The following is a 15,521-nucleotide window of genomic DNA, read 5'->3' on the forward strand; positions in this document are numbered from 1 at the left end:
AGTTATAGAATGTCAATCCTAGTATAATAGACTACATTATTATTTATATTAGCTAAAAGGTTATTCGAGCTAATGGAAAGAAGAGGTTTAGGGGAATGAAAAAGAAAATCCTATTGTGGATACTTGGGATTATAGGAGTAATAATTATAGGTGGTGGAGTATATGCCTATAATGTATACTCAAAAGTCTCAAAAACATTAGATGAAGTTCATAAACCATTAAAGCGTGACGAAGGTAATAAGCAAGAAGAAAAAATCAGTAAATCTGAACCAGTTTCAATCCTATTACTAGGGGCCGATGAACGTGGTGACGATAAAGGCCGTTCAGATTCTTTAATGGTCATTACTTTAAACCCTAAAAACAATTCAATGAAAACAGTAAGTATCCCGCGTGATACATATACAGAGATCGTTGGAAAAGGTAAAAGTGATAAAATCAATCATGCTTATGCATTTGGTGGCGTAGACATGTCTGTCGCGACAGTAGAAAAGTTCTTAAATGTTCCTATTAACTATTATATTGAAGTGAACATGGAAGGATTCAAGGATATTGTTGATGCTGTCGGTGGTGTTGATGTTAATAATGACTTAGAATTTTCTCTTGATGGTCAACATTTTAAAACGGGAAATATTCATTTAACAGGCGACCAAGCCCTAGCATTCACACGTATGCGTAAAGAAGACCCTCGCGGTGATTTCGGTCGACAAATGCGTCAACGTCAAGTGATGCAAGCTGTTATTAAAAAAGGTGCAAGTTTCTCTTCTTTATCGAGCTATGGTGATGTATTAACAGCAATTCAAAAGAACGTGAAAACGAACTTAACGCAAGATCAAATGTTTGATATGCAAAAGAATTATAAAAATTGCTTACAGAACAGTGAGGATATCCAAATCCCAGGCGATGGCCACAAAGCCGCTGATGGTATTTGGTATTACTATGTTCCAGATGCAGCAAAACAAGATTTAACGAATAAGTTAAGAGCGCATCTTGAATTGACTAAGTAATATGTAATAACCCAACTCCTTTGGAAGGAGTTGGGTTTATTTTTGCTTAGATTTATATTAGTATTATATATTGTGAGATTAATAGATGAGGTGAATCGATGAATAAGAAAGCAGTACTTGTCCTTGTGACTTTTGTATTGTTTGTCGCTTCGATTGTGAGTGGTAAATTATACTGGAATAAGAAGGTTGCGAATGCGACAGGACAGACGAGTGAAGTAACGAAAACAAAGGCTGAAGTGAAAGATAGCGGAGCGAAGAAAGAAGAGAAAAAGCAAGATGCGAAGTCATCTTTTAATGAAGCATATGCGAAGAATTTACCAGATGAAGTGAAAGAGAAGTTGAAGAAAGCTGCTGCAGATAAAAAGAAAGTGAATCTTGTTATTGTTGGTGATGAAGCTTCTTCATCTGAAAAAGATGCTTGGGCAGCTAAGTTTACGGCTAATTTAGAAACTGCTTATGGTAAAGGTTTATGGAATGTGACAGTTAAGGAATATAAGGGTGAGAGTACAGAAGAATTAATCTCAAATAAACGTGATAAAGAGATTGCGAAAGAAAATCCAGATGTGATTTTATTTGAGCCACCATTTATTACGGACAATGGGAAAAGTGGTAATGGAAACTCTGTTGTAAATACACAGAAGTTTGTTCAAACACTTTCTACTAGTGCAAAAGGCGCTACAATTATGATTCAACCATCAAATCCAGTGTATGGTGCGAAGAATTATCCGAAAGCGATTGAAGCATTAAAACAATTTGCGACGCAAAATGGTTATACATATGTGGATCATTGGGCAGCATGGCCTGATGCAACAACGAAGGCTATTTTACCTTACTTACAAGAAGAGTTTGGTTTCCCAAGTGCTAAAGGTCATGAAGTTTGGGCACAATATGTAACGGATTATTTTGTTGCTAAGTAATAAAGGTACACAAAAGGTATACGAGCAATCGTATACCTTTTATAATAAGAAAGTGAGTAAGAAATCCTAATATATGTAGGAGGAAGACAATGAATTCAATCTTAATCTGCGGTGGAGCTGGCTATATCGGTTCTCACGCTGTGAAAAAATTAGTAGACGAAGGTTTATCTGTAGTAGTAGTAGATAACTTACAAACAGGTCATGAGGATGCGATTACGGAAGGTGCGAAGTTTTATAACGGTGACCTTCGTGATAAAGCATTTTTAAGAGATGTTTTTACACAAGAAAATATTGAGGCTGTTATGCATTTCGCAGCTGATTCTTTAGTTGGGGTTAGTATGGAGAAGCCTCTTCAATATTATAATAACAACGTGTATGGTGCACTTTGCTTATTAGAAGTAATGGATGAGTTTAAGGTAGATAAGTTTATTTTCTCTTCTACTGCGGCAACGTATGGTGAGGTAGATGTAGATCTTATTACTGAGGAAACGATGACAAATCCAACGAATACGTATGGAGAAACGAAGTTAGCGATCGAGAAGATGCTTCATTGGTATAGCCAAGCTTCTAATTTACGTTATAAGATTTTCAGATACTTTAACGTGGCTGGTGCGACTCCAAATGGTATTATTGGGGAAGATCACCGTCCAGAGACGCATTTAATTCCTCTTGTATTGCAAGTGGCGTTAGGTCAACGTGAGAAGATTATGATGTTTGGTGAGGATTACAATACACCAGATGGTACATGTATCCGTGATTACATTCATGTTGAAGATTTAGTAGCGGCTCATTTCTTAGGGCTTAAAGACCTACAGAATGGCGGAGAAAGTGATTTCTATAACTTAGGAAATGGTAATGGTTTCAGTGTAAAAGAAATCGTGGATGCAGTTCGTGAAGTTACAAATCATGAAATTCCAGCTGAGGTAGCACCGCGCCGTGCGGGAGACCCAGCACGTTTAGTTGCTTCTTCTCAGAAAGCGAAAGAGAAGTTAGGTTGGGATCCACAGTATGTAAATGTGAAGACAATCATTGAGCATGCTTGGAATTGGCATCAGAAGAAACCTAACGGGTATGAGAAATAAGTTTAATAAATAAGTAGCGAGTATCGTCGACAAAATATGTTCGACAATACTCGCTCTTTTTTTGTATGATTTTTGCTATACTAAACTGTACTATAATACAGAACGGAAGGAGGAAAATGATGAAAATACTTGTAGTTGATGATGAATCGAGTATTCGTAATTTGATTCGTATGCAGTTAGAGATGGAAGGGTATGAAGTGTTGACAGCAGCTGACGGAAGAGAAGCTGTAGAGAAATGGAATGAAGGACCAGATGTATTGATTTTGGATGTTATGCTTCCAGATACAGATGGGTATGAGTTGCTTCGTTTGTTCCGTGAGAAGGATAGGGATATTCCAGTACTTATGTTAACTGCAAAGAGTCAGATGAATGATAAATTGCTTGGCCTGCAACTTGGTGCAGATGATTATGTGACGAAGCCTTTCAATTATGCGGAGCTTATTCTTCGTGTGAAGAATATGAGCAGGCGTGTGAAGAAGACAGAGGTAACTGTAAGTCACGAGGTAATTCGAGCCGGGGAGTTAATCATTTGTCCTAAGGAAAGAAAATTACATGTTAGTGGAGAAGAAATTCAGTTAACGTACCGAGAGTTTAATTTATGTCAGTTGTTTGTTTCAAATCCGCAGCGTGTATTTATGAGAGATGAGTTGCTTGAGAAAGTATGGGGTTTTGAGTATATCGGAAATACGAGAGCGGTTGATATTATGGTGCAAAGACTTCGGAAGAAGCTTGGTACGAGCGGGGAGTATATTAAAACAATTTATGGCGTTGGCTATAAGCTGGATTGTTAAGTGGTGATGATATGTCGTTGAAACGAAATATGGTATTTGGGATAGTTGGACTTTTAATCCCGATTCTTGTTCTTTTGTACGCGGTTGTTTATATTACGTTAGAAAAGAATATGTATCATAACGCAGCAGATTCTTTAGAAAAGTTAAGTGTAGAAGCACAAATTTATACGATGAATTACTTAGAGAAGGAAGCAGAGGTGGAGACGCTAGGTCCGAATTCGCTTTTAATTGCTTCTTACTTAGCGAAGCGGATGGATGTCCGTGTACAGATGATTGGGAAGAACGGTGACGTTGTTGCAGATACGCAAAAAGGCGCATTACTTCATCGGAATATTGATATTGAGAGTTCTTTGAAAGGGAAGAAATCTTATGTTTTCGAAGAGGGAGACCCGGCCCCAATTCTTTTGTTTTCAAGCCCAGTGTATTATGGAAACGATGTCATTGGAAGTATTCGTTTTATAAATGAGTTAACGGGTGAGAAGGAAGTTTTAACAAATGTGAGTTGGACGTTTTTGATGACGTCTCTTTGTTTAGTGGCTGCTGGTATTTTCTTTGCAATTCGTTTGGCAAAGTCTCTTCATAAGCCGATTGATCAATTAAGACAAATGGCACAGCGACTTGCGAATGGTGATTATAAAAGTAAGATTGAACTAAATGAGTATGTGGAAATTGCGCAGCTTTCAGCATCCTTTAATGCGATGGCTGATGGAATTGAACTGCATATTAAGCAATTGAAGGAAGAAAAAGAGAAACAGAAAGATTTCTTAGACCGTATTACGCATGAGCTGAAAACACCGTTAACGGCGATTATTGGCTATGTGGATTTAATTCCGAAGTTACAAGCGAAGGAAGATGTACAGGAGAGTCTTCGTTATGTGGCTGTGGAAAGTGAGCGGTTATTATCACTTGTAGAGGAATTACTTAAATCTTCAAAGTACGGGACGAGTACGTTTGAAGTGTCGCCTACAGTTGTGAACATAAAGGAATTGGCAGAAGAAGCAGTTTCAATTGTAAAACCTCGTCTGCAGCAGTTTGAAATTGAAGTTATAAATGAGTTAACGGATGTATATGTTGTTGCAGATTTTGATAAGACGAAGCAAATCTTCTTAAATGTACTTGATAATGCGATTAAATATAGTGATGCTACGCAAATACGCATGAATGTAATTGTAAATGAGCATGAAGCGAAGATTTTTGTTCATGATGATGGTATTGGTATAGATGAAGCCGTGCTTGCGGAGTGGGGTGCATCGCCAGTGGGGAAAGTACTGCCTTCTAGTTACGGGAATGGGTATGGTTTGTATATTTGTCAGGAGATTATGAATAAGCAAGGCGGAAGTATGAAGATTGAGAGTAGTGAAGAGATAGGGACTACAATATTTATTACATTCTTACTTCCAAGACGGATGGAAGACATAAAAAACTTGAAAGCGGTTAAATGATACATTTATGAAACAATTATGCGGTATTTTCGAAACAACGTTTTTTTATCTTGGAGGTAGGCAGAAATGAAAAGGCTATCATTTCAAATTCTTATGTTTGTCCTTTGTATAATTGTTTCTCTCATTTTGTTTTATGTTATGGAGAAGCAAATATATAATCGAATCACAGTTGTAAATGACAAACAAGCCGTTTTACAAAGAGTGAATGAATCACTTCCAACTGAAGTAAGAGTAAGACATGAAAAGTGGGGAGAAATTGTTGTAACGGATGAAGTTCGTTTACATACGATTGTTTCATTCTTTGACCGAATTCGAATCGAGCCGAGGGATGTTAAGAGCCAAGAACAAGTATTTACTGGAGAAGTAACGTACTTGAATGGACATAAGCGTACTTTTGCAGTAGGTGACTTGTTCCAGTATGAGGCGAACGTATACGGAAAGAATGGTATGGATCCAATGATTTCAGCACTTCAAACGTATTTGTTAAGCCTGTACTACACGCCAGAGCGTATTAGCGATTTCTTTGCTTCAGCAAAGGATGTCGTCGTCCGCCAAGGTGATGTAGAACGTGCGATGGACCTTACGCACATATTTGATTCGATTCGGTACGCAAAGCAAATTACAGATTACGGAGAAATACAGAAATTATTACAATCACAGAATGAACCAATTGCTTATATTACCGCTTATAAAACAGGGAAGCGTATAAAGAATGAGCGAGAAGACATACTTACTATTTCTGTATATCCATCTTACTTTGTTGTGCAATATCTCGGTGATAATAACGGGAATGTCATGTATATGAAGGGCTCCCTAGCAGATTTACTCGTAAAGGAGAATGTATTATGAGAAAGATAGCCCTTTTCTTCTTTTTGCTAATATTCGGAGGAGCGATGTCTAGTTGCTCTCGAGATACAACCTCTATTAAATATAATAAAAGTGGTCTCCCTATTTTGGATGATCGTCATCTTGTTGCTTACGTGGCAGCCCGTGAGGAAGTTGGTGAGGCTTTGCTTTCTTCATTTTGTAAACCGCGAGGATGTACGTATGAATTTATTCGCCTTTCGACGGAAGAGCTTCTTCGGAGAGTGGAAGAGGAATCTGGAAATCCGAAAGCGGATATTATTATTGGTGGTACAGTAGATGCGCATCAAATGATGAAGCAACAGAATCTTTCTATTCCTGTTATGAGCCAGCATGCGAATCGTATTCCGAAGACTGTGAAAGATAAAGACGGTTATTGGTACGGTTATGAAGTGGAGAAACTGGCGATTGCGATTAATAAAGAGCGGTGGAATGAAGAAATTGCACCGCTCGGTCTCTCGTATCCATCAAGGTGGGAAGAGTTATTAAATCCAATATATAAGGGAAAGATTGTCATGCCCGATCCAAATGTCTCAGGTACAGCATATACGTTGTTTCAATCACTTATTGATACTTTAGGTGAAAAGGAAGCGAAGGAATATGTTAAGAACTTGGCAGAGCAAGTTGGAGAAGTAACGGTGAATGGTTACATACCAGCAGAACTTGTTGCGAGTGGTGAATATATGATAGGCATCAATTTTATGGGAGATCAAAGAATGCTTCAAAAACAAGGCTTTCCTATTTTAAGTAACGAACCTGAGCAAACAGGATTATCTGTTAATGCGATTTCGAAACTAAAGCGTGCGCCGAGTGGTATTATTGCGGATTTATTTATTGATTATTGTTTATCGGAAGAGGCGGGGCACATTTTAGAAAAAGTTTCGTTTGGCGTACCAACGATGTTTGCGAAGAATGAGAAAGAAATAGAAGGACAGCCGGTTAGAAGAACGAACCAAAGTATATCAAATAGTGGAATAATCGAGATATGGAATAGACAGCGTCTCTCTCAGAAGTGAGAAAAGGAGACGGAAATATATGTTTAAATGGCTTAAGCCGGCACCTGCAATTGAGCGATTGCCAGCGAATATGATCGACCGTGTATATCGATTACTACGTATTCGTGTGTTAATTGGGATTTCAGTTGGATATGCTGCTTATTATTTAGTTCGTAGTAACTTTAATTTATCTACTACGTATTTAGTAGATGAATTTGGATTTAGCACGACACAAATTGGATTATTAGGTGCAGTAATGGCGGTTGTTTACGGGCTTAGTAAATTCTTTATGGGGAATTTATCGGATAAGGCTTTTGCGCAACGATTTATTGCAGTAGGTTTATTTTTATCTGGACTTGTTAATATTTGTTTCGGCTATGCATCTTCCTTTGGGATGATTTTAACATTACTTGTTCTAAACGGTATTGTACAAGGTATGGGAGCACCACCTTGTAGCATTGTTATGACGAAATGGTTTTCAAAGAAAGAACGTGGTACGAAAACAGGTATTTGGAATATTTCACATAACGTTGGTGGATTACTTGTTCCACCATTCGTTGGAATTGGTGTAGGTATTTTTGGTGAAAGCCATTGGCAAGGTGGCGTATTTATTTTCCCAGCCATTATCGCTATGGTAATTTCAGTTCTTGTTTGGATTAATGCGAAGGATACACCAGAATCTGAAGGTCTTCCTCCAATTGATGAATATCGTAATGACTATGAAAATCTTGAAAAAGCAGATAATGCTAACAAGATGTCACCAAAAGAAATTTTAATGAAATATGTAGTGAAAAATAAATTTGTTTGGTTCTTATGTATTGCGAATGCATTTGTTTACTTAATTCGTTTCGGTGTTATTAACTGGGTACCAATTTACTTAACAACAGTGAAAGGTTTTACAAAAACAGAAGCGCATGCAGCGTATTCAATATTTGAGGCAGCAGCAATTCCGAGTTCTTTAATTGTCGGCTTTTTAAGCGATAAATTATTCAAAGGAAAACGAATGCCATTATGTGTTATGAGTATGGCTGGGGTTGTTGTTGGAACAATCGTATATTGGCAAGCAACTAATGTTCTTGTTGTGAGTATTGCAGTTTCTATTATCGGTTGTTTAATTTATGTACCACAATTTTTAATTGGTTTAAGTGCAATGGAATTAGTACCAAAATTTGCAGTAGGTACAACAGTTGGTATGTGTGGTCTGTTCGGTTATGTTGGAGGAAGTTTCATAGCAAACGCAGCAATTGGTATTATTGTTGATCGTTCTGGCTGGGATGGTTGCTTCATATTACTGTTAGCAGGTGGTTTATTAGCAACAATATTCTTACTGATTGTTCAAATGGGACATGAGAGAAAAGCTTCTAAAGTAGCGTAATAGTTTTATTCGAAAAGCTATCCAATTATCATTTTGGATGGCTTTTTCCATATAATATAATCTTTCCTTAAAACTATCTTAAAAGATAGGATGTCATATTTCTAATCATTGGAATTTTTGTTACAATATAAATGAATGTGTAAAACTTTGTAAAAATAATGTAATAATATGTAATTAGTTTTCAGAAAGTTTTGTACAATTTTTATATTAAACTATTAAGTTATAAAAAGGAGAGAGAATATGGTACCAAATACGGTTCGTACTCCAAACAAGAAGAAGAAATGGATTATTGTCGGGGTTATTGCACTAATTGTTATTGTAGCAGCAGTTAATATTTTTATTATGCAAGGCAAGAAGAAGGGCGCAGCAACAACTGCTGATGCTGTGAGTTTTGAGAAAGTGACAGAGCGTAAGCTAAATAATACGAAGTTAATTTCTGGTCAGGTGAAACCGGGGAATATTGAAAGTTTCTATGCGGATCCTACTAAAGGAAAAGTGAAAGAGATTGTTGTGAAAGAAGGGCAAGAGGTAGAGAAAGGTACGAAGTTATTCTCTTATGATAATGAGGAAATTAATCTTCAAATGAAGCAAGCTGAGCTGGATGAGAAGATGGCTGATATGCGTTATGATCAAGGGAAAAAGAAGATTGATTCGCTGAAGAAAGAAATTAAGAAGGCGAAAGATAGCGGAGCTGGGAAAGAAGTAACAGATCCGATGGAAGAGCAAGTAAGTGAGTTAGAGATGGCTCAAAAGACAACTGATCTTGAGAAAGAAAAAGGGAAGTTGCAGAAAGAAGAGTTAAGTAAAAAGCAGAAAGAGCTTACGATTTATAGTAATTTTACTGGTGTTGTTCAAAAGTTAGATAAAGATGCGGCGCAAAGTTCGTCTCAAGCGTTAGGTGGTCAAGGCAAGGCGTTTTTACAAGTAGCTTCTAAAGATCCGTTCCAAGTTCAAGGGACGTTAACTGAGCTTCAGAAGTCACAAATTCAACCAGATCAAACATTCACTGTAACAGCGAAAGCAAATAATAAGAAGAAGTGGACAGGTAAGATTACAGAGGTAAGTGAGTTCCCGACGAGTGCAGAGATGGCTCAAGCTGGCGGTATGGGTGAGACGACTCAAAATATGTCCCAATATACATATAAAGCAAGTCTTGATACGCAAGATGGTTTATCTCCAGGTTATCACGTTTCTCTGCAAGTAAATTTAGAGAATAAGACGATGATCGCTGTTCCAAGTAAGAGCATTGTAGAAAAAGACGATGATGCATTTGTTTATGTTGAGGATAAAGGTAAGCTTCGTAAACAAAATGTGAAAAAAGGTTCGAATGATGGAGATTGGACAGAGATTATTGAAGGCGTAACAGTGGGGCAAAAGGTGGTTAAAAATCCTTCCGACAACGTGTATGACGGAATGGAAGTGAAAGAGAAATGATTACGTTAAATAATATTGCTAAGACGTATTATCAAGGGAAACTTGCGGTACCGATTTTGCATGGTATTAGTTTAACGATTCAGAGCGGTGAGTTTGTTTCGATTATGGGACCGTCTGGTTCTGGTAAGTCAACGCTTATGAATATTATCGGTTGTTTAGATCGTCCAACAGAAGGCGAATATATGCTGAATGATGTGAATATCTTAACGGCAGACGAGTCAAAGCTGGCTTTAATCCGTAATGAGTATATTGGCTTTGTGTTTCAGCATTTTAATTTGCTTCCACGTCTTTCTGCGGTGGAAAACGTTGAGCTTCCGCTCGTATATGGTGGCGTGAAGAAAGCAGAGCGCCGCAAACGTGCTTTAGAGGCGTTAGGTAAAGTTGGATTATCGGACCGTGTGCATCATTTACCGAATGAATTGTCAGGTGGACAGAAGCAACGTGTCGCAATTGCAAGAGCGATTGCGAATAATCCAACGTTCATTATGGCCGATGAACCGACTGGTGCGCTTGATACGAAGTCTGGTGAGCAAGTTATGAATATTTTCACGAAGTTAAATGCAGAAGGTACGACGATTGTTATGGTTACGCATGAAGAGGAAGTAGCGGCGTATTCATCTCGCCGCATCGTACTGCGAGACGGCGAAGTTACAGAAGATAGAAGGTGTGCGGTATGAGTTTACTAGATAGTATCAAAATTGCCTTATCTTCTATTTTAGCTCATAAACTGCGCTCAGCTCTTACGATGCTCGGTATTATTATCGGCGTTGGTTCTATTATTACCGTTGTAGCCATTGGGCAAGGCGGGGAAGCGATGTTGAAGTCGAAAATCACTGGTTCTGGTAATAATCTTATGCCTATTCAATTTAAACCAGATATTAATGATGAATTTAGTATGGGCGGATTTGAAATACCGAAGTTAACGGAAGAAGATATTCTAGAAGTAAAACAAGTGAAAGATGTCTCGCACGTTATTACGACAAATCAGACGTCAGAGATGCTGGATGTAAATGATAAAAAAGCAAATTTGAATGTTATTGGGCTTGATAATGAATATTTTGCAGTAAATAAAGTAAAAGTCGTAAAGGGACGTACTTTAAACGAATCAGATATTTCTCATGCGAATAACGTTGTAATGATTAGTACAAAAACAGAAGAGACGTTATTTAAGGATACGAATCCAGTTGGACAAATTATTGAGATGAAGGGACAGCCAATGCAAATTATTGGTGTGTACAGATCTGATAATGAGTTTATGGGATTTGAAATGGAAGAAGGGTTAATCCCAATAACGTTATGGCCTGTTTTATACGGGACAGATGAAATTCAAAGTATCGCAATTCAATCTAAAAATGTAGACGATTTAGAATCAGCAGGAAAAAAAGCTGTTGAAGTATTAAATAGTCGTAAGCCAAGTGAAATTCCAGGTAAATATGAACTAGTGAACTTAAAAGAATTCCAAGAAGGAGTTTCTAAAGTCACGAACATTATGACAATGATCATTGGTGGTATCGCTGGTATTTCATTAGTCGTTGGTGGTATTGGTGTTATGAATATTATGCTCGTATCTGTAACGGAGCGTACGCGCGAAATTGGGATACGTAAAGCACTTGGGGCAACACGTAGTAAAATTTTATTACAGTTTTTAATTGAAGCTGTTATGTTAACGCTTCTAGGTGGTTTGATTGGAATTGGTCTTGGATATGGCGGGGCATATATTGTTTCCACATTTGCGAAATGGCCACCGCTCGTTTCATGGGAAGTTGTCGTTGGAGGGGTAGTATTCTCTATGACACTTGGTATTATTTTCGGATTAATACCAGCGAACAAAGCTGCGAAGTTAGATCCAATTGAAGCACTACGTTATGAGTAATTTGCTAGTGTAGTAGATAGGGTATGCAAGGTTGTACATTACCGTTCTAGTGAATGATTCACTAGAACGGGCCATATAAATAGAAGGAGGCGTTATGATGGAGGCGAATATGAATACAGAGAAAGTTAACGGAGATAAGCCATCATTGCTTGGGATGATTACATCTCCTGGCTTACAGTTTGAGAGAATGAAGACGAGCGAGAAAGTATGGGGTATGTTTTTCCTCGTTGCATTGTTACAAGGGCTCGTAGGTAGTTTGACGACATATGTTACGAATACGTCACCTGAAATGATTAAGATGCAGAAAGAATTAAGTGAATTTGGTGGTGAATTTGCTACAAAGAGTTCTCTTACATCAGAAGTGATCTATGGTGGTGTATCAAGTTTTGTAGGAACAATGCTTGGGGCTATAATTATTGCAGGTATTTATAAGGTGTTTATGATGTTCTTTGGGAACGATACGTCTTATAAAACATTGTTAACGATTGTTGTATATACGAATGTTGTTCTTATTATTGGTGGACTTATTAATGGTGTTATCAGTTTAATGTTAGATGGCGGGGCAACACAGTATACAAGTTTAGGACCGTTATTCGAGCAAGGTTCACTTGCATATGGAATTGGTAATACAATCGAATTGTTCTATTTATGGAATTTAGTTTTAATTTGGCTAGGGTTACAAATTACAGCTGGATTAAGCAAAGTGAAAGCAGCGATTCCAATTGTTATTTTATTCATTATTAAAGCGGCATTTTTAGCGGCGATTGTTGTGTTAGTGGCAGCATTCTTACCGAACATGCCACTTTAAATAAGGAGGCGTTATAATGGAAACGAATATTAATACGCAAGATGTAGAAGTGAAAAAGCCATCATTATTTGGAATGATTACCTCTCCAGAGGTACAGTTCGAGCGAATGAAGACGAAAAGCCCGGTATGGGGAGCATTTATTTTATTTGTTCTACTTGGAACGGTTACGGCAGCTGCGGTATTTTATTTATCGGTGGTTAATACGCCAGAAGTGGCAAAAGAATTGAATGGCCAAGATGGGCAGATGATAAAATGGTTTGCTCTTGGCGGCGGAGCACTGTTTGGTTTGTTTGGAACACCTATCGGCCTCTTTATTGCAGCAGGTTTTTATAAAATTATTATGATGTTAATGGGAAATGATACTCCTTACATGAAGATATTATCTATTTACATCTACGCTAATCTTGTTTTCTACATTGGTGGCTTGTTAAATGTAGGATTAGCTTTCATTTTCGATGGAAATGGAACGGATGCTTATACAAGTTTAGCTCCTTTATTTGAAAAAGGGACCGTTTGGAATGGTATTGCCTCTTCAATTGAGATTTTTAATATTTGGAGTTTAATTTTAACAGGATTAGGGTTACATATTGTAGCAGGTTTAAGTAAGAAAAAGGCTACAATTCTAATTGTAATTTTCTTTATCTTAACGATTGGATTAGGTTTCCTAAAAGGTTTAGGAAACAGTTTTGGCGCATAATACATTTTTGTGAAAAGGTGGCTCTTAATAGAGTCACCTTTTTTATTTTTACCCTTATTTCAAATACGACCAGTTGAATTTCAGATTCTGCCTAGTGTAATTTCAAATTTGGATAGCAGTATTTGAAATTACTCACAGTGAATTCTCTTCTTTATTTTTATATTGTGAAGGTACCGGCGGAATAACAAAGAGGTATACCTTTTAGAAGTGGGTACTGTGTGAAACCAGCAACTTTTAAAGAGGCAGTTGTGTTGTATGAAGGAATGATTGTAAATCAAATAAAGAAGCTAGGTATTCGGAAAGATTATGAAGAGTATTATCAATGTGGTTTAATCGGTCTTTGGCATGCGTATGAAAGGTTTGATGCGGAGAAAGGAAGTTTTCCTGCATATGCAGTTGTAACGGTGCGTGGTTATATATTAGAACGGTTGAAGAAAGAGTTCGCAGTACAAGAAAAGTGTGTATATGTAGGAGAGTATGAGGATATCTTCCATGCTGAAGATATTGAAATGAGAGCGAAAGATTTGATGAGTGTATTAAATGAGAAGGAGAAGTATATTATTTTTGAACGCTTTTTTGTAGGGAAGACGATGGGGGAAATCGCTTTAGAGACAGAAATGACATATTATCAAGTGAGATGGGTGTATCGGCAAGCACTAGAGAAAATGCGAGATAGTTTAAGAGGATAAATATTAACATAAGAATGGAAGGCAAGAGATGTTGCTTTCCATTCTACTTGTTAGTTTAAGGTAGTAAATTTAGTAAGAGGCTTTTAAATTGCAGTGAATCTTGCATGTTCATACGTGATAGTACGTATCCAGCTTTTAATACTTGCTGTTTTAACTTATGGGGACTAATGTGTATTGTAGTAGTAGTACCATTTGAAAAGTGAATTGTAGCTTGCTTGCTCTTTTTGAAAAATTCTATGTCATCTATATGGTTATAAAATAACCATATACAGTTTGGAGAAGAAGGAGATTCTGTAGGGAAAGCGCAAATATATTCCCTATGGTTAATTGGAATTGGGACATTTTGTTTGAATTTGAAATTTGCTTGGACCGCATTACGTCTGCCTTGATAAGTAGAGTGAACATTCGTTAGACAAGATTTCTTTATGAGTTGGATGGCAGTTTGACTGGAGTGTATAGGATCACCGCTACTGTCGATAAGTGTTGTGCAATAATAAGGGTGTTTGCAGGGCTCTAGCATCATTGTAGAATTAGAAATAAAAATATCATTTTCATCATTAGCCATAATTCTAAGGCCTCCCTTATAAAATATTATCCTTAATATTATTATATACGAATTAAGTAAATTAAATGTTAATCTTTTGTTTCGTATTGTAAATTTTGGTTGTTCGTTTACAATACAATATGTAATAGTTTTTCTAATTTGCATCGCTTGTACATATATATGAAAATAGAAAAGAGTAGGCGGTGAGATAGTATGAAGAAAAAGTATATTATTATGGCTCTAGTTGTTGTTCTCCTAGTATATTTAGCAAATAGCAATCCGAGTAAAGGAGAATATACAGACTGGGCAGCGAAGCAGTTTATGAAACGTAACGATGTGAGTAAGAAACTAGATGAAGTTCAAAAAGAGAACGAAGAGGGTCTCCTTGGCGATTTAGCATCAGCTGGTAAGAAGTTGGCGAAAAAGTATGTTGAGCCACAAGTTGGGTTATTAATCGATCATTATACAAAACGGAATGATTATATTTTCTTCTCAACATATACGACCGAGTTTGATTTAGGCGGAGAAAACTATAAATATGTTTGTGTTGGTGTTTCAAAGATCTTTATCCCAATTGAAATGCCGAAGAAAAAAGACGAACCTGCAAAATGATGCAGATTCGTCTTTTTCATTTATTCCGCTATTTGCGGGCAGTAAGACACCTCTCTCAAAATTCGGCTGGAGAAAAGAAGTTAGGTGGAGATCAACTGCCCGTAAATGCCCGATTGGTGAGGGCTGATTAAAGTTTCACTTTATAGCGTAATTGGAACTTCAGAGACATTTCTTTCTACGAGGCGTGCTCCTTTTTTTCGAGTATTTTCATCAATTGATGAGAATACAGATGAGGCAAGAATGGTATCCATTACTTGATTTACGACTTGTGTATCGATGGGGGTGATGGGCTTCTCGATAGAAAAAACAACTGTTTTGCCATTTTCTTTCGCGAAAATTAATTCTAGTACTTGCATGTGTTTTCCTCCTTTTTATTTATCACGTAAACGTCCGA

At 37.2% G+C, this 15,521-nt stretch carries 17 protein-coding genes; 15 read left to right on the forward strand and 2 right to left on the reverse strand.

Annotated features, from left to right (window positions below; translation table 11 throughout):
* The first annotated feature begins 95 nt into the window (after positions 1–95).
* The 14 genes from tagU to EUC40_RS00855 all read left to right on the forward strand — a co-directional run bounded on the left by tagU (position 96) and on the right by EUC40_RS00855 (position 13,971).
* Entirely contained in the window at positions 96–1,004 is a 909-nt protein-coding gene (tagU, locus tag EUC40_RS00790) for a polyisoprenyl-teichoic acid--peptidoglycan teichoic acid transferase TagU (RefSeq protein ID WP_156573221.1), read from the forward strand.
* Positions 1,005–1,102: 98 nt separating this feature from the next.
* On the forward strand, positions 1,103–1,921 hold the full coding sequence (locus tag EUC40_RS00795) for an SGNH/GDSL hydrolase family protein (protein WP_156573222.1): 819 nt from the start codon (positions 1,103–1,105) through the stop codon (positions 1,919–1,921).
* A gap of 89 nt (positions 1,922–2,010) precedes the next feature.
* Positions 2,011–3,003 carry a UDP-glucose 4-epimerase GalE gene (galE, locus tag EUC40_RS00800; RefSeq protein ID WP_001084652.1) on the forward strand — a complete coding sequence of 331 codons (993 nt, stop codon included), beginning with the start codon at positions 2,011–2,013 and terminating at the stop codon, positions 3,001–3,003.
* Positions 3,004–3,122: 119 nt separating this feature from the next.
* The gene (locus tag EUC40_RS00805) at positions 3,123–3,794 is read left to right on the forward strand and encodes a response regulator transcription factor (RefSeq protein ID WP_156573223.1); all 672 of its coding nucleotides are present in this window, start codon (positions 3,123–3,125) and stop codon (positions 3,792–3,794) included.
* Positions 3,795–3,805: 11 nt separating this feature from the next.
* The gene (locus EUC40_RS00810; protein ID WP_156573224.1) at positions 3,806–5,236 is read left to right on the forward strand and encodes a HAMP domain-containing sensor histidine kinase; all 1,431 of its coding nucleotides are present in this window, start codon (positions 3,806–3,808) and stop codon (positions 5,234–5,236) included.
* 66 nt (positions 5,237–5,302) lie between these two features.
* Positions 5,303–6,085 carry a DUF3919 family protein gene (locus EUC40_RS00815; RefSeq protein WP_156573225.1) on the forward strand — a complete coding sequence of 261 codons (783 nt, stop codon included), beginning with the start codon at positions 5,303–5,305 and terminating at the stop codon, positions 6,083–6,085.
* Complete coding sequence (locus EUC40_RS00820; RefSeq protein ID WP_156573226.1) at positions 6,082–7,116, forward strand: ABC transporter substrate-binding protein; 1,035 nt, start codon at positions 6,082–6,084, stop codon at positions 7,114–7,116. The genes EUC40_RS00815 and EUC40_RS00820 overlap by 4 nt, the downstream gene beginning before the upstream one ends.
* A 19-nt stretch (positions 7,117–7,135) precedes the next feature.
* Positions 7,136–8,470, forward strand: coding sequence for an MFS transporter (pgtP, locus tag EUC40_RS00825; protein ID WP_156573227.1), 1,335 nt, complete (start codon positions 7,136–7,138; stop codon positions 8,468–8,470).
* 240 nt (positions 8,471–8,710) lie between these two features.
* Positions 8,711–9,904, forward strand: a complete 1,194-nt coding sequence (locus tag EUC40_RS00830; protein ID WP_156573228.1) for an efflux RND transporter periplasmic adaptor subunit — start codon at positions 8,711–8,713, stop codon at positions 9,902–9,904.
* Positions 9,901–10,581 carry an ABC transporter ATP-binding protein gene (locus EUC40_RS00835; RefSeq protein WP_098663366.1) on the forward strand — a complete coding sequence of 227 codons (681 nt, stop codon included), beginning with the start codon at positions 9,901–9,903 and terminating at the stop codon, positions 10,579–10,581. Before EUC40_RS00830 ends, EUC40_RS00835 begins: the two co-directional genes overlap by 4 nt.
* On the forward strand, positions 10,578–11,777 hold the full coding sequence (locus EUC40_RS00840; RefSeq protein WP_151624017.1) for an ABC transporter permease: 1,200 nt from the start codon (positions 10,578–10,580) through the stop codon (positions 11,775–11,777). The genes EUC40_RS00835 and EUC40_RS00840 overlap by 4 nt, the downstream gene beginning before the upstream one ends.
* 97 nt (positions 11,778–11,874) lie before the next feature.
* The gene (gene yknW / locus EUC40_RS00845) at positions 11,875–12,585 is read left to right on the forward strand and encodes a YknW family membrane protein (protein ID WP_156573229.1); all 711 of its coding nucleotides are present in this window, start codon (positions 11,875–11,877) and stop codon (positions 12,583–12,585) included.
* A gap of 16 nt (positions 12,586–12,601) precedes the next feature.
* Positions 12,602–13,282, forward strand: a complete 681-nt coding sequence (yknW, locus tag EUC40_RS00850; RefSeq protein ID WP_156573230.1) for a YknW family membrane protein — start codon at positions 12,602–12,604, stop codon at positions 13,280–13,282.
* Positions 13,283–13,500: 218 nt separating this feature from the next.
* On the forward strand, positions 13,501–13,971 hold the full coding sequence (locus EUC40_RS00855; protein ID WP_156573231.1) for a sigma-70 family RNA polymerase sigma factor: 471 nt from the start codon (positions 13,501–13,503) through the stop codon (positions 13,969–13,971).
* Positions 13,972–14,026: 55 nt separating this feature from the next.
* Here the strand turns inward: EUC40_RS00855 and EUC40_RS00860 are convergent, their stop codons facing one another.
* Entirely contained in the window at positions 14,027–14,536 is a 510-nt protein-coding gene (locus EUC40_RS00860; protein WP_156573232.1) for a competence protein ComK, read from the reverse strand.
* A 192-nt stretch (positions 14,537–14,728) separates the two neighbouring features.
* Here EUC40_RS00860 and EUC40_RS00865 point away from each other — a divergent pair, with 192 nt between their 5' ends.
* Positions 14,729–15,127 (forward strand): DUF4359 domain-containing protein, encoded by a 399-nt coding sequence (locus EUC40_RS00865; RefSeq protein WP_156573233.1) that lies wholly within the window; start codon positions 14,729–14,731, stop codon positions 15,125–15,127.
* A 140-nt stretch (positions 15,128–15,267) separates the two neighbouring features.
* On the opposite strand, the gene EUC40_RS00870 is transcribed toward EUC40_RS00865, so the two are convergent.
* Positions 15,268–15,483 (reverse strand): DUF2922 domain-containing protein, encoded by a 216-nt coding sequence (locus tag EUC40_RS00870; protein WP_156573234.1) that lies wholly within the window; start codon positions 15,481–15,483, stop codon positions 15,268–15,270.
* Positions 15,484–15,521 lie beyond the last annotated feature (38 nt).

The sequence above is a fragment of the Bacillus luti genome, assembly GCF_009739945.1.
GTDB classification, from domain to species: domain Bacteria; phylum Bacillota; class Bacilli; order Bacillales; family Bacillaceae_G; genus Bacillus_A; species Bacillus_A luti.